Here is an 18,499-nt window from a genome sequence, read left to right as displayed (position 1 = left end):
TATGACAGTTATTTTTTTTGTTGGGGATTTTAGCGGGTTGGGGGAGGGAATATCGGGTAATGCAATGTACAGGTCGGGTAAGCGCAGCTGCGCCACCCGACATAACAAACTACTCTTCCGCTGCATAGCCCTGCGGGGGTAACTTCACGCCGTCCAGCCAGGCCGCGCCGTCGCGCATCTCCAGACGCCCGTCGACAAACCAGCTCACCACCAGCGGGTAAATGGCATGTTCCTGGGCCTGCACGCGGTCGGTCACGTCTTCTTCGCTGTCGCCGTCAAAGACCGGGACTTTCGCCTGCAGGATAACCGGGCCGCCGTCCAGCTCGTCGGTAACGAAATGCACGGAGGTGCCGTGCTCCTCGTCGCCGTTTTCCAGCACCTGACGATGGGTGTGCAGGCCGGGATATTTTGGCAGCAGGGAAGGGTGGATATTCAGCAGACGACCGGCGAAGTGTTCGACGAAGGCCGGGCTCAGAATACGCATATAGCCCGCCAGCACGACCACGTCCGGCGCGTAGGCATCAATCTCATGCACCAGCTCGCGGTCAAAGGCTTCACGCCCGGCGAACTGGCTGGCTTCCAGCGCGTGTGCAGGAATGTTCGCTTCCCGCGCGCGCTCAAGGCCGAACGCGTCGGCCTTGTTGCTGAAAACTGCCCGAATGGTGCCATTGATTTTCTTCTGTTTGCAGGCGTCTATGATTGCCTGCAAATTGCTTCCGTTGCCGGAAATGAGCACCACGATGTTTTTCATTCAATGACCACACGCTGTTCGGAATCGGAGGCTTTAATCGTACCGATTTTCCACGCGTTTTCACCTTTCTCTGTCAGCAGCTTAACCGCTTTATCCGCTTCGCTTGCCGGCAGGGCGATAACCATGCCCACGCCGCAGTTAAAGGTGCGGTACATTTCGTGAGAGCTCACATTCCCTGCGGTCTGCAGCCAGTTAAAGACGGCCGGCCACTGCCATGAGGATTCGTCGATCACCGCCTGGGTGTTGTCCGGCAGGACGCGCGGGATGTTTTCCCAGAAGCCGCCGCCGGTCAGGTGGGCGATAGCGTGCACGTCAACGTTCTCAATCAGTTCCAGCACGTTCTTCACGTAAATACGGGTTGGCGCCAGCAGGTGGTCGGCCAGCGGTTTGCCGTCCAGCTCGGTGGTCAGCGGGTCGCAGCCGCTCACTTCGAGGATTTTACGTACCAGAGAGTAACCGTTAGAGTGCGGGCCGCTGGAGGCCAGTGCGATCAGCACATCGCCATCGGCCACTTTGCTGCCGTCGATAATTTCTGATTTTTCTACTACGCCGACGCAGAAGCCCGCGACGTCATAATCTTCGCCGTGGTACATGCCCGGCATTTCAGCGGTTTCACCGCCTACCAGCGCACAGCCGGACTGCAGACAGCCTTCGGCGATACCGTTAATGACGCTGGCTGCGGTATCCACGTCCAGTTTGCCGGTCGCGTAGTAATCGAGGAAGAACAGCGGCTCTGCGCCCTGAACCACCAGGTCGTTCACACACATCGCGACCAGATCGATACCGATCGTGTCGTGACGTTTTAAATCCATCGCCAGGCGCAGCTTGGTGCCTACACCGTCAGTACCCGAGACCAGAACAGGTTCACGATATTTTTGCGGCAGCGCGCACAGTGCGCCGAATCCACCCAGACCACCCATCACTTCCGGGCGGCGGGTTTTCTTCACCACACCTTTGATTCGGTCAACCAGCGCATTACCTGCGTCAATATCAACACCGGCATCTTTGTAGCTGAGAGAAGTTTTGTTGGTCACGGCTTAAATCCCCACGCGATTGCATAGCTAGTAAGAAAAATCGGCGCAATTCTAACAGTCCAGGCAAACGTTTGCGAGCCTATTCTGGACGTGAGGATCTTTTTTTCTGCATAGCCTGTAAATGCAGCCAAACTTGACTCCGTTCACGAAAATGAAACCGGTTTCGGAGAACTGCTTGCAACGGATATCCCCTTTGCACATCATCGAAATGAAACCGGTTTCTGTAATTGTTTTTGCAGAAAATAACGCAGAATGAGGGAAAGCGAATGTCAGGATTTAAAGCAGATTTTCTGTGGGGTGGGGCCGTGGCGGCACACCAGCTTGAGGGCGGCTGGAAAGAGGGCGGCAAGGGCGTAAGCGTGGCCGACGTGATGACCGCGGGCGCGCATGGCGTGCCGCGTGAAATCACCAACGGCGTTCTGGAGGGGAAAAACTACCCTAACCATGAGGCCATCGATTTCTACCACCGCTATAAAGAAGACATCAAACTCTTTGCCGAGATGGGGTTCAAATGCTTCCGTACCTCCATCGCCTGGACGCGCATCTTCCCGAAAGGCGACGAGCTTGAGCCCAACGAGGCGGGCCTGAAATTCTATGACGATCTGTTCGACGAATGCCTGAAGTACGGCATTGAACCGGTTATTACGCTTTCCCACTTTGAGATGCCTTTCCACCTGGTCACGGAATACGGCGGCTGGCGCAACCGTAAGCTGATTGACTTCTTTGTCCGCTTTGCGAAGGTCGTTTTTGAGCGCTACCAGCATAAAGTGAAGTACTGGATGACCTTTAACGAGATCAACAACCAGGCCAACTTCCACGAAGACTTTGCGCCGTTCACCAACTCCGGGCTGAAATATGCGCCGGGTGAAGACCGCGAGCCGGTGATGTTCCAGGCCGCGCACTACGAGCTGGTGGCCAGCGCCCTGGCGGTGAAGGCGGGGCGCGAGATTAACCCGTCGCTGCAGATCGGCTGCATGATTGCCATGTGTCCCATCTATCCGCTGACCTGCGCGCCAGACGACATGATGATGGCGATGAACGCCATGCATCGCCGCTACTGGTTCACCGACGTTCACGTGCGCGGCAAATACCCGCAGCATCTGCTCAACTACTTTGAACGTCGCGGCTTCGCGCTGGATATCACCGAAGAAGATAAAGCAGCGCTGACGCAGGGCTGCGTGGATTACATTGGCTTTAGCTACTATATGTCCTTCGCCACCAAGGCGACGGCGGATAACCCGCAGCTGGATTACGACGAGAGCAAGAGCCTGGTCTCTAACCCGTACGTGCAGAAATCCGACTGGGGCTGGCAGATTGACCCGGTGGGGCTTCGCTACTCCCTCAACTGGTTCTGGGATCACTACCAGCTGCCGCTGTTTATCGTTGAGAACGGCTTTGGCGCGATTGACGTGCAGGAGAGCGACGGCACGGTGAACGACCAGTACCGTATTGACTACCTCGCAGCCCACATTCGCGAGATGAAAAAAGCGGTGGTGGAAGACGGTGTTGACCTGATGGGCTACACCCCGTGGGGCTGTATTGACCTGGTGTCTGCCGGAACGGGCGAAATGAAAAAACGCTACGGCTTTATCTTTGTGGATAAAGATAACGAAGGTAACGGCACGCTGAACCGCAGCAAGAAGAAATCGTTCGGCTGGTATAAGCAGGTGATCGCGAGCAACGGCGATAACCTGTAATTGTCGGGTGGCGCTAACGCTTTCCCGACCTACAATACACGTAGGCCCGCGTAAGCGTAGCGCCACCGGGCAGAACCTCGCACTTAAGCCGGAGACCTGTCTCCGGTTTTTTGTCTTTGCTTGATCCCTGTCAAGCAACATGGGTATGGCGCAATCCGAAAAAAGCGGTATAATCCCGCGATTTTTTTGCGGATGCCACCTCAGAGGAGAAAGAGAATGAAGATTGTGGAAGTGAAACACCCACTCGTTAAACACAAGTTGGGCCTGATGCGTGAGCATGACATCAGCACGAAACGTTTTCGCGAACTGGCTTCTGAAGTGGGTAGCCTGCTGACCTACGAAGCGACCTCCGATCTGGAAACGGAAAAAGTGACCATCGAGGGCTGGAACGGCCCGGTACAGGTTGAGCAGATCAAAGGTAAGAAAATTACCGTGGTGCCAATCCTGCGTGCGGGTCTCGGCATGATGGAAGGCGTGCTGGAGCACGTCCCAAGCGCGCGCATCAGCGTGGTCGGCATCTACCGTAATGAAGAGACGCTGGAGCCGGTTCCTTACTTCCAGAAGCTGGTGTCTAACATCGACGAGCGCATGGCGCTGGTGGTTGACCCGATGCTGGCAACCGGCGGTTCTATGATCGCCACCATCGACCTGCTGAAAAAAGCGGGCTGCAGCAGCATTAAGGTGCTGGTTCTGGTGGCTGCACCGGAAGGGATCGCGGCGCTGGAAAAAGCGCACCCGGACGTTGAACTGTATACCGCGTCTATCGACCAGGGGTTGAACGAGCACGGGTACATCATCCCGGGGCTCGGCGATGCCGGCGATAAGATCTTTGGTACGAAATAATCGAATAACGATAAATAAGCCGACTTTGATAGTCGGCTTTTTTTTGAATAAAACACCAACAACGATACTACACAGAGGAAAACACTATGACGCGCCGTGCTATCGGGGTGAGTGAAAGACCGCCGCTTTTACAGACTATCCCGCTTAGTTTGCAGCACCTGTTCGCCATGTTTGGCGCAACCGTGCTGGTGCCAATCCTGTTTCACATTAACCCGGCTACCGTGCTGCTGTTCAACGGCGTCGGTACGCTGCTGTACCTCTTTATCTGTAAAGGCAAAATCCCGGCGTATCTCGGGTCGAGCTTTGCCTTTATCTCACCGGTGCTACTGTTGCTGCCGCTGGGTTATGAAGTCGCGCTGGGCGGCTTTATCATGTGCGGCGTGCTGTTCTGCCTGGTCTCCTTCATCGTGAAGAAAGCGGGTACCGGCTGGCTGGACGTGATGTTCCCGCCTGCGGCGATGGGCGCTATCGTTGCGGTCATCGGTCTGGAACTGGCGGGCGTGGCGGCAAACATGGCCGGCCTGCTGCCTGCGGACGGCCAGTCGCCGGATTCCAAAACCATCATTATCTCGCTGGTAACCCTGGGCGTGACGGTGTTTGGCTCCGTGCTGTTCCGCGGCTTTATGGCGATTATCCCGATCCTGATCGGCGTGCTGGCGGGCTATGCGCTCTCCTTCGTCATGGGCGTGGTGGATACCACCCCGATTGCTCAGGCACCCTGGTTCGCGCTGCCAACCATCTACACCCCGCGCTTTGAATGGTTTGCTATTTTCACCATTCTGCCTGCCGCGCTGGTGGTGATTGCCGAGCACGTTGGCCACCTGGTGGTGACGGCGAACATCATTAAGCGCGACCTGATCCGCGACCCGGGGCTGCACCGCTCCATGTTTGCCAACGGTTTCTCGACTATCATCTCCGGATTCTTCGGTTCCACGCCAAACACCACCTACGGCGAAAACATCGGCGTGATGGCGATTACCCGCGTCTACAGCACCTGGGTTATCGGCGGCGCGGCGATCATCGCCATTCTGCTCTCATGCGTGGGCAAGCTGGCGGCAGCGATCCAGATTATCCCGGTTCCGGTGATGGGCGGCGTTTCCCTGCTGCTGTACGGGGTGATCGGCGCGTCCGGTATTCGCGTACTGATTGAATCCAAAGTGGATTACAGCAAAGCGCAAAACCTGATCCTGACCTCCGTCATCCTGATCATCGGCGTGAGCGGTGCGAAGGTGCATATTGGCGCGGCCGAGCTGAAGGGCATGGCGCTGGCGACCATCGTCGGTGTGGGCCTGAGCCTGATTTTCAAGCTGATCTCGGTGATCCGCCCGGAAGAAGTGGTGCTGGACGCTGACGAAAGCGAAAAAGCGCCACATTGATCCTTTAACCGGGTGGACGATCCGCCCGGTTCTCTCCTGGCAGGTTCCGTGTTAAACTCATCGCCGATTTTATGTAAGATCTCTGGTTGAGGTATTTCTGAACGGACCGGCACAGCTCTCTCTGCCACTTTATCTCCCTGACGACGAAACTTTCGCGAGTTTCTGGCCGGGTGATAACCCCTCTTTACTGGCTGCACTGCAAAACGTGCTGCGCCAGGATCACAGCGGATACATTTATATCTGGTCACGCGAAGGCGCGGGGCGCAGCCACCTGCTGCATGCCGCCTGCGCGGAGCTTTCGGCGCGCGGTGACGCGGTAGGCTACGTGCCGCTGGATAAACGTACCTGGTTCGTGCCTGAGGTGCTGGAGGGAATGGAACATCTCTCGCTGGTCTGCATCGATAATATCGAATGCGTGGCGGGGGACGAGCCGTGGGAAATGGCGATCTTCAACCTCTACAACCGCATTCTGGAGTCGGGAAAAACCCGGCTGCTGATCACCGGCGATCGACCGCCGCGACAGCTGAATCTGGGGCTGCCGGATCTGGCGTCTCGTCTGGACTGGGGGCAAATCTACAAGCTCCAGCCGCTGTCGGATGAAGATAAGCTTCAGGCGTTACAGCTGCGCGCAAAGCAGCGCGGCTTTGAGCTGCCGGAAGACGTGGGCCGTTTCCTGCTCAAGCGTCTGGACCGCGAAATGCGCACCCTGTTTGATACGCTCGATCAGCTCGATCGCGCCTCGATTACCGCCCAGCGCAAGCTGACCATTCCGTTTGTGAAAGATATTCTCAAGCTGTAGTTATGCCGGGTGGCGGCTACGCCTTACCCGGCCTACATATGGCACCCGTAGGCCCGCGCCACCGGGCTAAAGATCCCCCAGCAAGTGCTCCACCAAAAGTGGAATCGGTCTCCCCGACGCCACGCTCCTGCCATTCTCACGCCACAGCGCCGTGCCGCTGATGTCCAGATGCGCCCACGGGATCGTCGGCGGGCAGAAATGGTGCAGCAGCCACGCCGCCGAAGCGCTGATCGCCGCGTTGTTGGTCGGGGTGTTGCACAGATCGGCGATGGCGCTGTCGGTCTGCTTTTTCAGCCGCGCATCTAAAGGCAGGGACCACACTTCATCGCCGCTCTGCTTACCCGCCCGCGTCAGCGCGGCGCGCAGCGCTTCATCCTGCGTCATTAGCCCGCTCAGCTCATACCCCAGCGCCTTCACCACCGCACCTGTTAAGGTTGCCATATCAATGACATAGCGCGCCTGCGGATGGCGCTGGCTGGCCCAGGCGATGGCGTCGGCCAGCACCAGTCGGCCTTCGGCATCGGTGTTGTTGATTTCAACGGTGGTGCCGTTGCAGGCGGTCGCCACCGTGCCGGGCTGCATGGCGTCCGGGCCGATGGCGTTTTCCGCCAACGCCAGCACGCCCATGATGCGCACGGGCAGCGCCAGCTCTGCGGCGGTCAGCATCAGCCCCAGCACGTTGGCCGCGCCGCACATGTCGTATTTCATGGTGTACATGCCCGCGCCTTCCTTCAGCCACAGGCCGCCGGTATCGAAGGTGATGCCTTTACCCACGTAGCAGCGCACCGGGCCGTCAGACACGCCGTCGTAATGAATCGCCAGCAGACGCGGCGGACAGGTCGCCCCTTTGCCGACGGCGTTCAGCAGCCCCAGCCCCTGCTCAACGATTTGCTTTTCATCCAACACCTCACAGCGCAGGGTGGGGAAGGTAGCGCAGAGTTTTTGCGCCTCTTCGACGACAAACTGCGGCGTGCAGCGGTCGGACGGGATATCCGCCAGGCGTCGCGCCGCGACCATACCGTGGGCGATAGCCTGCTGCTGGCGGAAAATAACCGCCAGTCGGTCCTGCTGTTCTGGTAAACAGAGCGCGGTGATGCGCTGAAGACGGACCTCGTCACTGGTTTTCTTCAACTGCAAATCGCTTAGCCTGTGCGCCTGATTAAAGAGAAAGCGCAGAACCTGCGCCAGGACGACGTCGTCGATATTTGTTACGTCCAGCACGATATCTGCGCTGACGGGAGAGGCAATCAGCGGTCGCAGGGCGGCAAGCAGGCTTTCAGTAAGTGCGTCATGCCAGAGCGCGTCCGGCAGCAGAGTGATGCGGGCAAACGGCGCGCAGCCAAAGCGGGTGTCAGCTATGCTGGCAGAATCGCGCATTTCCGCGACAAGCGCCGTTTCGGGCAAGTGCGTACAGGAGGTGGAGGCAATCAAATGGCATTGCGGAGCCGCGTCAGAAAGCGCGGTGATAAACTGATATTCAATCATCATGACTCCTCAATCGGCGCACGGATCCGCGCGGCATAGGCCTGCATCCACTCATCGTCTACCGCGTGATAGTGCGTTTTCTCCCGCTGGCGCTCGGTACGATAAACGGTGAGAGGCTGACGGGCCGTCGCCACCACGAACGAGAAGGTTTTGATGTTGGTGGCGGCACCAAATTCGCCCCTGTTATTCATGCATACCACGGAGAGATCGCCCGCGCGGCCGAAGCGCGACATCAGCTTGTCCTCCAGCTCGAACACCACCGAATCTGCCGCCTGCTGGGGAGACATCCCTTGCGCCATGCGGCGGACGATTTCGTAGCTGGTGCAGCCTTTCATCAGATCTTCACCGACGCCCGTGGCGGTGGCCGCGCCGGTTTCGCTGTCGCAGTAGAACCCAGAGCCGATAATCGGTGAATCCCCAATGCGGCCGCGTTTTTTCATAAACAGGCCGCTGGTGGAGGTGGCGACGCTCATCGAGCCCTGTTTATCGAGGCCGATAATGCCGACGGTGTCGTGCCCGTCGTACGGGCTCAAGCCTTTATCCAGCGTCTCGCGGCAGCGCTTACGGTAGTGCTGCATGGCCCGGTCGGTGAGCATGGTTTTGTCGGCAAAGCCCTGGCTTAGCGCCCATTCCCGTGCGCCCTGGCCGACCAGCAGGCTGTTGTAGCGCTGGCGGCTGAGCGCGTGCGCCACGCGCACCGGGTTGGCGATATCCACCAGATTCCCCACGGCACCGAATGCCAGCGTGTCGCCGTCCATGTAGGCCGCGTCCAGCTCGACCTCGCCGTTTTCGGTAGGTAGCCCGCCGTAGCCGACGGATTTATAAAACGGAAAGTCTTCGACGGCGGCGACGGCATCAACCACCGCCGGCGCGACCGGTTTTCCCGCCGCCAGCGCAGACGCGGATTCCGTCACGCCTTCAAGCGCCATTCGCCAGGTGGCGATAATTCCCCACATGCTTTACTCCTGTTTTGCAAGGGTGGTGTCGGTGTGCGTAACGGTGGCAATTTCCGCCGCGCGGTACTGTTTGTCCACGATACGCATGAAAGGAAGGTACAGCATGGCGCCAATCAGCAGGTTAATCAGCTGCATCACGCTGCCGCTCAGGTGCCCGGTGACGATAAAGCCGCTGATCACCGGCGGCAGTGTCCAGGGAATAAACACCCCGGTGGTGACGGCGACCGCGCCAACCTTCATCGCCGCATACTGCACGGTAACCAGCACCAGCGGTACCAGGTTGAACGGGATGAGCATGATCGGGTTCATGATCACCGGCAGGCCAAACAGAATCGGTTCGTTGATGTTAAACACCGAAGCCCCGGCGCCGAGGCGCGCCACTTCGCGCATGTTTTTGCTGCGGGCGAAAATCAGCATCGCTATCACCAGCGACAGCGTGGCACCCGCGCCGCCCATCCAGATCATGTCAAAAAACTGCTCGGTGATGATGTGCGGCGGCGTTGCCCCGGCCTGAATGGCAGCGATGTTGTCGGTCTGGTTCTCCATCCACAGCGGGCGAATAATGCCGTTTATCATCGAGCCGGAGTTAATGCCCACGGACCACAGAATGGTGATGCTGAAGACGGTCATCAGCGCGCCAAAGTATGAGGTGCCGTAGTGGCGTACCGGCGTGGCAACGACTTCATAAATAAACTGATGAATCGTGTGGTAGTGGGTGTTTTCGAAGACGATGCGGATACCCAGCACCAGAATCATCACCAGCAGGGCGGGGATCAGCGCCGCGAACGACTCCTGCACCGCAGGCGGCACGCCGTCGGGCATTTTTATGACCAGATTTTTGCGCTTCAGCCAGCAGAACAGCTCCGTCCACAGCAGGGAACCGATCATCGCCACGAACAGACCTTTGCTGCCAATCCACTCCACCGGCATCACGGTAATGCCGCCGTTTTCTGCCACCTTGATAAACGGCGTCAGGATCAGAAACGCGACCAGCGCCAGAATGCCGCAGGAGATGCGGTCCTCGCCATAATGTTCGGCCAGGCGGTAGGCCACGAGGAAGCTGATAAACAGCGACATGGTGGAGAAGACCGCGTTGAATGGGATTTCAATAATGGCGCTCCAGCTCTCACCAAAGGCCTGAGACATAAACTGCTGATAGGCTTGATTCGGGAACGACGAGATCACCAGCAGAATAGAGCCGACGATGATAAACGGCATGAATGACACGTAGGCGCCGCGAATGGCCCCGAGATGACGTTGCTGGGCCGTTTTGGCCGCCAGCGGCATCAGTTTTGCTTCAAGAAATCCCAGAACATTGTTCATTGTGAACTCCGTACAAGATTGAGGGGGGGTGTTTATGTTATGTCTGTGGATTATCAGTGAAGCACGGCGAGCGAAAGGTGAAATCGGTCACAAAGCAACCGCCTTTGTAATATAAATCTCACATGATTAGTTAATGGAGTTGTTGCGATGGAAATTAAGCTACACGCCAACGCCACCACCACGCCGCGTATCCGCCGCTATCTGCAGCAGTCAGATAAAAGCGACAGAGAGCTGGCCGTTGAGCTGGGGATCTCGGTCACGACAGTCAGGCGCTGGCGCAACCGAGATCGGGTTTCGGATAATCACACCACGCCAAAAGTGATACACAAAGCGCTGAGACGGGAGCAGGTTGCGCTGGTCAATGCCCTGCGCGATATCTCAGGGGCGCCGCTGGATGAACTGCTGAAGATGGTTAACGACGTGCTGGGGATCCCCGTTTCAAGGGCAACGCTCAATCGCTATCTCAAACCGGCACCCGCGAAACATAAGGGGAGTTCACTGCAGGGGAAAAAAGCGCTGAAGGCCGGCATCCTGCCGCATACGCTGATGCTGCATCATCTGCCTTTGTCGCTGCATATGGACGATGGGGGAGAACAGCATCTGCTCTGGGCGCGTGAACCGGTAAGCGGCTGGTGCTATGCCCGGCTCTACGCAGGTCTTTCGCCCCGGTTGCTTACTACCTGGACGCAGGCGCTGCTGGAGGCCTGTCCCGCTGATATACAATCTATTGAGACTTTTGGCTTTGAGCCGACACAGCCTGTAAAAGATGTGGCTGTAAAAACGCATCCCCAGAAACAAAATGCGCTTCAGGTGGCGGTGCCATTACGCGATATTATTCCGCGCGTGAATGATGAACCTGCCGGAGAGGTATTAATCGCGCTGTGCGAGTTTTATAACCGGGGCAAAACGCAGAAAAAGCTGGGAGAAAGTACGCCGCAGGCGTTTCTGGAAGCGCTGCGGCGTAAGGACTAGAGGATGTCGAGCACATCTTCCGGCGGGCGGCCAATGCGCGCCTTGCCGTTCGCCACCACAATCGGACGCTCAATCAGCTTTGGATTGTCGACCATCGCCTGTACCAGCTCAGCCTCGGTGAGACGGCTGTCATCCAGATTAAGCGATTTATACAGATCCTCTTTCTGACGCATCAGTTCGCGCGCGCTGCCCATCCCCAGCATGTGCAGCAGTTCGCGGATTGTCTGCGCGTCCGGCGGCGTCTCCAGATACAGCACCACCTCCGGGTCGATGCCGTTAGACTTCAGCAGGCTGAGCGTGTCGCGGCTCTTGGAGCAGCGAGGGTTATGGTAAATTTTTACCGCGTCTGTCATGACTTCTCCTTTATTACATCTTCTCGTACGGCTTAAAGCGCTGTTGCAGGCCGCGCAGCTGGTCGATACGCGCGTCGTAGCGGGCCTGCTGCAGGCTGCCGAGCTTCACCTGCGAGCTGGCGCTGCTGAGCAGGGAAATCGCCTGATCGAGGCGACCCGCCAGGGCCAGCCCTTCAGCACGCGCCGCCAGCTCCTGATCGCGGTTACCCAGCTGACCCTGGGCCTGGGCGAGCAGCTCCCAGCCGTTCTGGTCGTCTTTATTGTTAAAGGTATAGCGGTTCAGAATGGTCACGGCCTGCGCAGGCTGACCGCCCTGTAAGTAAGCGTTCGCCAGGTTAAGCTGCAGCACCGGGTTGGTCCGTACGTCTTTCGCCCCTTTCAGGCGGTTAATCGCATCGGTGGCTTTCTTCTGTCCCAGATCGATATCCGTCGAGAGATCGAGATACCACGGGTTATTGGGGTCGGCTGCCAGCAGCGGCTGCAGCGCTTTACGCGCCTCGTCATATTTGCTGGCTTCCATCGCCTGCAGCGCCTGACCATATTGCGCGGCATTTTTTTCCCGCACGTTGCCTTTCGCCAGGGTATCCAGCAGATCGCTGGTGAGCTGGTTACGCCCGGAGTTGTACATGCCGAGCGTTCTTACCTTAGCCATGTAGAAGTCCTGCGACGACTGCACGACCACCGGGCGCATCTGGTTGGCACGGTTGCGCGCATCCGACAAACGGCTTTCCGGTAACGGGTGGGTAAGCAAAATTTCCGGCGGACGGGATGAATAACGCGCCTGGTCGAGCAGTTTTTCCAGGAAGCTCGGCATCGCCTGCGGGTCAAAGCCGGAGCGCTGTAAAACCTGGATGCCGATGCGGTCCGCTTCCTGCTCGTTTTGCTGGGTGAAGCTGATCATCCCCTGGCGCGTTCCCGCCAGCGTACCGGTCAGGGCCGCCATCCCGGCCTGTGGGCTGGCCATCGCCAGCAGAATAGAGCCCAGTGCGCCCACCCAGGTGAGCGGGGCGTTACGCTTCTGGTCTTCCATCGCACGCGCCAGGTGACGCTGGGTGACGTGCGAAATTTCGTGCGCCATCACCGAGGCCAGCTGGCTTTCGTTGTCTGAGTAACGGAATAACGCCGAATGCAACACCACGTTACCGCCAAAGAAGGCGAAGGCGTTGATTTCGTCGTTATTGATTAAATAGAAGTGGAAGGGGGTTTTTACCGAGTCGGCGTGCGAAACCAGACGCATCCCCAACCCGTTAATGTACTGCACCAGCAAAGGGTCGTTGATCAGCGGGGCGCTACCGCGCAGCTGGCGCACATAGTAATCACCCATCTGCATCTCTTGCCCGATAGAGAGCGTGCTTCCTGCCGTGGTGCCCATGTCCGGCAATGAATCGGACGAGTCAGCGAAAGCGGGCAACACCTGACCGACCGTCACTGCGGCAATCAGTGTTGCAACCAGTGTTTTTCTCAACTGCCTGAACATAACCACTGTCCTGTATGTTGGAGGTGCTAATTTGACCGATGAACCGGCATATCGTTCATCTCTGCTGCCCTGCGAGTGTAGCCGTGTTACCGCATGAAGAAAATCCCATTCATCAGGCTTTTGCGGATTGTGACAGGGATACAAAAAGCGAAAGTCTTTTTTGTGACAATTAGATACAATTCATCGTCTCACTCCCGCCAATCGATTCAGGGAAGGGTTGTATGCTCGAAATGTTAATGCAGTGGTATCGGCGTCGGTTCAGTGACCCGGAAGCCATTGCTTTGCTGGTTATTCTGGTTGCCGGGTTCGGTATTCTGTTCTTCTTCAGCGGTCTTCTCGCCCCCCTGCTGGTGGCGATTGTGCTGGCGTACCTGCTGGAGTGGCCAACAGCGCGCCTGGAACATATCGGCTGTTCACGCCGCTGGGCAACGAGTATCGTGCTGGTGCTGTTTGTCGGCATTCTTATGTTGATGGCATTCGTGGTGATGCCGGTTGCCTGGCAGCAGGGGATCTACCTGATCCGCGATATGCCCGGCATGTTGAATAAACTCTCTGATTTCGCCGCCACGCTGCCGCGTCGTTATCCCGCGCTGATGGATGCCGGGATTATTGATGCGATGGCCGAAAACATGCGCGCCCGCATCATGACGATGGGCGACTCGGTGGTGAAATACTCTCTGGCCTCGCTGGTGGGGCTGCTGACGCTGGCAGTTTACCTTGTGCTTGTGCCGTTAATGGTGTTCTTCCTGGTCAAAGACAAAGAGCAAATGCTTAACGCAGTCCGCCGCGTGCTGCCGCGCAATCGCGGTCTGGCCGGGCAGGTCTGGGAAGAGATGAACCAGCAGATCACCAACTACATTCGCGGCAAGGTGCTGGAGATGATAGTGGTCGGGGTCGCGACCTGGATTGGCTTCTTGATCTTCGGCCTGAACTACTCGCTGCTGCTGGCGGTGCTGGTCGGATTTTCGGTTTTGATCCCCTACATCGGCGCGTTTGTGGTGACCATTCCAGTGGTGGGCGTTGCGCTGTTCCAGTTTGGCCTGGGTACGGAGTTCTGGAGTTGCTTTGCGGTATACCTCATCATTCAGGCGCTGGACGGTAACCTGCTGGTGCCGGTGCTGTTCTCCGAGGCGGTGAACCTGCATCCGCTGGTGATTATCTTATCCGTGGTGATTTTCGGCGGGCTTTGGGGGTTCTGGGGCGTGTTCTTTGCTATTCCGCTGGCGACGCTGATTAAAGCTGTGGTGCATGCGTGGCCGGATGTGCCGGCGATGGAAGAGAAGTAGTTTTTGTGCGGGCTGATGCCCTCACCCCGGCCCTCTCCCACGGGGAGAGGGGGAAAACACTCAAAACGGCAACCTGAGTTGCCGTTTTGCTGTTTATCAGGCGCTTGCTTTCAGCCAGTTCAACACCACGTCGTGGTGGTTGCTGGTTTTGAAGTCGTCAAATACATGTTCAACTTTACCGTCAGCGTCAATCAGGAAGCTGATGCGGTGAATGCCGTCGTAGGTTTTACCCATAAAGGTCTTTTCACCCCAGACGCCGAACTGCTCGCATACCTGGTGGTCTTCGTCGGAAAGCAGCGTGAAGTTCAGCAGCTCCTTTTCCGCAAATCGTGACAGCTTTTCTGGTTTATCGGTGCTGATTCCCAGCACTTCCACGCCGACTTTCTTCAACTCGTCCATGTTGTCGCGTAAGCCGCAGGCCTGTACGGTGCAGCCGGGGGTCATGGCTTTCGGGTAGAAATAGACCAGAACACGCTGTCCCTGGAAGTCGGTCAAATTTACTTGCTCGCCGTCTTGATCCGGTAAGCTAAATTTCGGTGCGATGTCACCGGCTTTCAGTGGATTCATTACTCAACTCCATCCTGTTCGTGCTGCGAATAATTGACGACGCTTATACTGCCCTGCGCGTTTAATTCTGTACAGAGGGCTTTGAACGCTTGCTCGATATTTGACGCATCCTGCGAGGCAGGGCTGTGCGCGGTAATTTGAATAAACAGCGTGGGAACGGCGCTCTCGTCGCCCGGCTGCGTGCGGGAGACGAGCTCGGCAATGTTCATCTGATGGCTGTCGAACAGCGCGGTAAAGCGCTCAATCAGATGTGGAGAATCAGGGACTTCAACCTGCACCCAGACGGTCGCAGGCATGGCCGGACGCGGGCGCGCGGTAGTGCGCTTCATGACGATCAGCAAATCCAACTCCGCGCCTTTCAGCGGCAGGGTGGATTCAATAAGGGTAATGGCATTCCATGTTCCGGACAGCAGCATGATAAACGTGAACTCTTCGCCGAGCATCGCAAGGCGGCTGTCTTCGATATTACAGCCGCAGCTGCTCACGTGACGGGTGATGGTGTTCACGATACCCGGCCTGTCGGCACCCAGCGCAGTGATAACCAGGTAATGTTGTGATGAGGTTGTCAAACCTGTTCTTCCTTTGCATGGTTAAGTCTTCCTAAGGAAAGCATAAAAAAAACGTGCATACAACCGCCAGAGGGCCTCAGGTCGCTTGCTTTTATTACAGTTCCAAACGTACCATTGAGACTCTTGTTCGCACAGAGGATGGCTCATGTTCACGGGAAGTATTGTCGCGCTTGTTACACCGATGGATGAAAAAGGTAATGTCTGCCGGTCCAGCATGAAGAAGCTGATTGATTACCATGTCGCCAATGGAACCTCGGCGATCGTTTCGGTAGGGACTACCGGTGAATCTGCAACGCTGAGCCACGAAGAGCACGGCGATGTGGTTATGCTGACCCTGGAACTGGCTGACGGACGTATTCCGGTCATTGCGGGGACAGGCGCTAATGCAACCGCAGAAGCGATCAGCCTGACCAAACGTTTTAACGACAGCGGCATCGTGGGCTGTCTGACGGTAACCCCTTACTACAACCGTCCTACTCAGGAAGGTTTGTTCCAGCACTTCAAAGCCATCGCTGAACATACTGACTTGCCACAAATTCTGTATAATGTGCCGTCCCGTACCGGCTGCGATATGCTGCCGGAAACCGTTGGTCGTCTCTCGGAAGTAAAAAATATTATCGGTATTAAAGAGGCGACAGGGAACTTAAGCCGCGTTCATCAGATCAAAGAGCTGGTTTCAGACGACTTTATCCTGTTGAGTGGTGATGATGCGACCTCGCTGGACTTTATGCAGCTCGGTGGCCATGGCGTGATCTCCGTAACGGCAAACGTTGCGGCGCGCGATATGGCTGAAATGTGCAAACTGGCCGCAGCCGGTCACTATGATGAAGCGCGCGTCATTAATCAGCGTCTGATGCCGCTGCACAATAAATTATTTGTCGAACCCAATCCGATCCCAGTGAAATGGGCGTGTAAGGAGTTGGGGCTTGTAGCATCCGATACGCTGCGTTTGCCTATGACACCGATTACCGACCACGGTCGCGACATCGTCAGGGCTGCGCTGAAGCATGCCGGTTTGCTGTAAAGTTTAGGGAGATTTGATGGCTTATTCAGTACAGAAGTCGCGCCTGGCGAAGGTTGCGAGTGTTTCGCTTGTTATGCTGCTCGCTGCCTGTAGTTCAGACTCGCGCTACAAGCGCCAGGTGAGCGGTGATGAATCCTATCTGGATGCGACCCCGCTTGCTGAACTTCATGCACCGGCTGGTATGATCCTGCCGATTCAAAACGGCGATTATAATATCCCCGTGACCAACGGCAGTGGTCTGGTCGGTAAAGCGCTTGATATTCGTCCGCCAGCTCAGCCTCTGGCGCTGGTGAGCGGTGCGCGTACCCAGTTTACCGGTGATACGGCCTCTCTGCTGGTTGAAAGCGCGCGCGGAAGCAATCTGTGGCCGCAGGTGGTCAGCGTTATTCAGGCGAAGAACTACACCATTGATAAACGTGATGACGCCAGCCAGACGTTAACCACCGACTGGATCGAGTGGAACCGTCTTGATGAAGATCAGCAGTACCGTGGACGCTATCAGGTCTCCGTGAAACCACAGGGTTACCAGCAGGCGGTTAACGTTAAGCTGTTGAACCTGGAGCAAGCGGGTAAACCGGTTGCGGATGCCGCCTCTATGCAGCGTTACAGCACTGAAATGCTGAACGTGATTGCCGCAGGTCTGGATAAGACCGCTACCGATGCCGCCAACGCCGCGCAGAACCGTAACGGCGTCACTTACGACGTTCAGAGCGGCGCGGATGATACCGGCCTGCCAATGCTGGTGGTGCGTGCACCGTTTAACCAGACCTGGCAGCGTCTGCCGGCGACGCTGGAAAAAGTGGGCATGAAAGTGACCGACAGCACCCGTTCAACCGGTAGCATGACGGCGACCTATAAGCCGCTGTCCGACAGCGCATGGCAGGAGCTGGGCGCCAAAGATCCTCAGCTTGCTTCCGGTGACTACAAGATTCAGGTAGGCGACCTTGATAACCGCAGCAGTCTGCAGTTTATCGATCCAAAAGGTCACACGCTGACCCAGGCGCAGAACGATGCGCTGGTTGCTGTGTTCCAGGCTGCATTCAGCAAATAAATACGAGGGCGGGTTAATCCCGCCCTTTTTATTTTCGTGCTACGCAAACGTGTGCGTGGCATAATATACCCGGTTTTGAACACAAATTATCACACCAGGAGTAATGAAGATGCAGAAGCAAGCTGAGTTGTATCGTGGCAAAGCGAAGACCGTATACAGCACGGAGAACCCGGATCTGTTGGTGCTCGAGTTCCGCAATGATACGTCAGCAGGGGATGGCGCACGCATTGAGCAGTTCGATCGTAAAGGCATGGTGAACAACAAGTTCAACCACTTCATTATGACCAAACTGGCCGAAGCGGGTATCCCGACCCAGATGGAAGCGTTGCTGTCCGATACGGAATGTCTGGTGAAAAAACTGGATATGGTTCCGGTTGAGTGCGTGATTCGTAACCGTGCGGCAGGCTCCCTGGTGAAGCGTCTGGGCATTGAAGAAGGTATCGAACTGAATCCACCGCTGTTCGACCTGTTCCTGAAAAACGATGCCATGCACGATCCGATGGTCAACGAATCCTACTGCGAAACCTTCGGCTGGGTGAGCAAAGAGAACCTGGCGCGCATGCAGGAACTGACCTACAAAGCCAACGACGTGCTGAAAAAGCTGTTTGATGACGCGGGCCTGATCCTCGTCGACTTCAAGCTGGAGTTCGGTCTGTTCAAAGGTGAAGTGGTGCTGGGTGATGAGTTCTCCCCGGACGGCAGCCGCCTGTGGGATAAAGAAACCCTGGATAAAATGGACAAAGACCGTTTCCGTCAGAGCCTGGGTGGCCTGATTGAAGCGTACGAAGCGGTTGCTCACCGTTTAGGCGTTAAGCTCGACTAAGTCCCTCTGTTGCCAAAGGATGTTCGCATCCTTTGGCGTCTTACCTTTGTTTCCTATGGTAATCTTGCCGTTAACCGCCTACGATCATAGCTATTATTAATGGAATAGTTCGA

General features: G+C 56.8%; 18 protein-coding genes. 9 read left to right on the top strand and 9 right to left on the bottom strand.

Annotated features, from left to right (window positions below):
- Nucleotides 1–109: 109 nt before the first annotated feature.
- Together purN and purM are read right to left on the bottom strand one after the other, a co-directional pair.
- Nucleotides 110–751, bottom strand: a complete 642-nt coding sequence (purN, locus tag AB8818_RS16855) for a phosphoribosylglycinamide formyltransferase (protein WP_163330561.1) — start codon at nt 749–751, stop codon at nt 110–112.
- Complete coding sequence (gene purM, locus AB8818_RS16850; RefSeq protein ID WP_008501643.1) at nt 748–1,785, bottom strand: phosphoribosylformylglycinamidine cyclo-ligase; 1,038 nt, start codon at nt 1,783–1,785, stop codon at nt 748–750. Before purM ends, purN begins: the two co-directional genes overlap by 4 nt.
- Before the next feature lie 266 nt (nt 1,786–2,051).
- Here purM and AB8818_RS16845 point away from each other — a divergent pair, with 266 nt between their 5' ends.
- The 4 genes from AB8818_RS16845 to AB8818_RS16830 all read left to right on the top strand — a co-directional run bounded on the left by AB8818_RS16845 (nt 2,052) and on the right by AB8818_RS16830 (nt 6,500).
- Nucleotides 2,052–3,482: a 6-phospho-beta-glucosidase gene (locus AB8818_RS16845; RefSeq protein ID WP_192983596.1), complete on the top strand. Its 1,431-nt coding sequence runs from the start codon at nt 2,052–2,054 to the stop codon at nt 3,480–3,482.
- 216 nt (nt 3,483–3,698) lie between these two features.
- Entirely contained in the window at nt 3,699–4,325 is a 627-nt protein-coding gene (upp, locus tag AB8818_RS16840) for a uracil phosphoribosyltransferase (RefSeq protein WP_008501641.1), read from the top strand.
- An 86-nt stretch (nt 4,326–4,411) separates the two neighbouring features.
- Complete coding sequence (uraA, locus tag AB8818_RS16835; RefSeq protein ID WP_163330559.1) at nt 4,412–5,701, top strand: uracil permease; 1,290 nt, start codon at nt 4,412–4,414, stop codon at nt 5,699–5,701.
- 97 nt (nt 5,702–5,798) lie between these two features.
- Nucleotides 5,799–6,500: a DnaA inactivator Hda gene (locus AB8818_RS16830; protein WP_211438414.1), complete on the top strand. Its 702-nt coding sequence runs from the start codon at nt 5,799–5,801 to the stop codon at nt 6,498–6,500.
- Nucleotides 6,501–6,566: 66 nt separating this feature from the next.
- Here AB8818_RS16830 and AB8818_RS16825 read toward each other — a convergent pair whose 3' ends face one another.
- The 3 genes from AB8818_RS16825 to celB are packed head-to-tail and all read right to left on the bottom strand — an operon-like array spanning nt 6,567 to nt 10,264.
- Nucleotides 6,567–7,985 carry a M17 family metallopeptidase gene (locus AB8818_RS16825; protein ID WP_192983668.1) on the bottom strand — a complete coding sequence of 473 codons (1,419 nt, stop codon included), beginning with the start codon at nt 7,983–7,985 and terminating at the stop codon, nt 6,567–6,569.
- The gene (locus AB8818_RS16820) at nt 7,985–8,941 is read right to left on the bottom strand and encodes a N(4)-(beta-N-acetylglucosaminyl)-L-asparaginase (protein ID WP_192983599.1); all 957 of its coding nucleotides are present in this window, start codon (nt 8,939–8,941) and stop codon (nt 7,985–7,987) included. Before AB8818_RS16820 ends, AB8818_RS16825 begins: the two co-directional genes overlap by 1 nt.
- A 3-nt stretch (nt 8,942–8,944) precedes the next feature.
- Nucleotides 8,945–10,264, bottom strand: a complete 1,320-nt coding sequence (gene celB / locus AB8818_RS16815; protein WP_166711945.1) for a PTS cellobiose transporter subunit IIC — start codon at nt 10,262–10,264, stop codon at nt 8,945–8,947.
- A gap of 147 nt (nt 10,265–10,411) precedes the next feature.
- Between celB and AB8818_RS16810 the strand changes: the two genes are divergently transcribed.
- Nucleotides 10,412–11,236: a helix-turn-helix transcriptional regulator gene (locus AB8818_RS16810; protein WP_116343179.1), complete on the top strand. Its 825-nt coding sequence runs from the start codon at nt 10,412–10,414 to the stop codon at nt 11,234–11,236.
- On the opposite strand, the gene arsC is transcribed toward AB8818_RS16810, so the two are convergent.
- Together arsC and bepA are read right to left on the bottom strand one after the other, a co-directional pair.
- The gene (arsC, locus tag AB8818_RS16805; RefSeq protein WP_049136756.1) at nt 11,233–11,589 is read right to left on the bottom strand and encodes an arsenate reductase (glutaredoxin); all 357 of its coding nucleotides are present in this window, start codon (nt 11,587–11,589) and stop codon (nt 11,233–11,235) included. The genes AB8818_RS16810 and arsC overlap by 4 nt on opposite strands.
- A gap of 13 nt (nt 11,590–11,602) precedes the next feature.
- Nucleotides 11,603–13,066, bottom strand: a complete 1,464-nt coding sequence (gene bepA, locus AB8818_RS16800; protein WP_192983602.1) for a beta-barrel assembly-enhancing protease — start codon at nt 13,064–13,066, stop codon at nt 11,603–11,605.
- 221 nt (nt 13,067–13,287) lie between these two features.
- Here bepA and AB8818_RS16795 point away from each other — a divergent pair, with 221 nt between their 5' ends.
- On the top strand, nt 13,288–14,352 hold the full coding sequence (locus AB8818_RS16795; RefSeq protein ID WP_116343175.1) for an AI-2E family transporter: 1,065 nt from the start codon (nt 13,288–13,290) through the stop codon (nt 14,350–14,352).
- Between the two features lie 96 nt (nt 14,353–14,448).
- Here AB8818_RS16795 and bcp read toward each other — a convergent pair whose 3' ends face one another.
- Entirely contained in the window at nt 14,449–14,919 is a 471-nt protein-coding gene (bcp, locus tag AB8818_RS16790) for a thioredoxin-dependent thiol peroxidase (RefSeq protein ID WP_032659360.1), read from the bottom strand.
- A complete protein-coding gene (locus tag AB8818_RS16785; RefSeq protein ID WP_028016134.1) occupies nt 14,919–15,488 on the bottom strand; it encodes a glycine cleavage system transcriptional repressor in 570 nt (189 codons plus the stop codon). The genes bcp and AB8818_RS16785 overlap by 1 nt, the downstream gene beginning before the upstream one ends.
- 145 nt (nt 15,489–15,633) lie before the next feature.
- Here AB8818_RS16785 and dapA point away from each other — a divergent pair, with 145 nt between their 5' ends.
- From dapA to purC, 3 genes are all read left to right on the top strand, one after another.
- Nucleotides 15,634–16,512: a 4-hydroxy-tetrahydrodipicolinate synthase gene (dapA, locus tag AB8818_RS16780; protein WP_061097432.1), complete on the top strand. Its 879-nt coding sequence runs from the start codon at nt 15,634–15,636 to the stop codon at nt 16,510–16,512.
- A gap of 16 nt (nt 16,513–16,528) precedes the next feature.
- The gene (gene bamC / locus AB8818_RS16775) at nt 16,529–17,563 is read left to right on the top strand and encodes an outer membrane protein assembly factor BamC (RefSeq protein WP_028014020.1); all 1,035 of its coding nucleotides are present in this window, start codon (nt 16,529–16,531) and stop codon (nt 17,561–17,563) included.
- A 109-nt stretch (nt 17,564–17,672) separates the two neighbouring features.
- Nucleotides 17,673–18,386, top strand: a complete 714-nt coding sequence (gene purC / locus AB8818_RS16770; protein WP_023332985.1) for a phosphoribosylaminoimidazolesuccinocarboxamide synthase — start codon at nt 17,673–17,675, stop codon at nt 18,384–18,386.
- The last annotated feature ends 113 nt before the right edge of the window (nt 18,387–18,499 follow it).

The sequence above is a fragment of the Enterobacter sp. KB-280D8 genome, from assembly GCF_041399405.1.
In the GTDB taxonomy this organism is placed as follows: Bacteria; Pseudomonadota; Gammaproteobacteria; order Enterobacterales; family Enterobacteriaceae; genus Enterobacter; species Enterobacter cloacae_N.
This window is presented reverse-complemented; position numbering and strand designations above follow the sequence as displayed.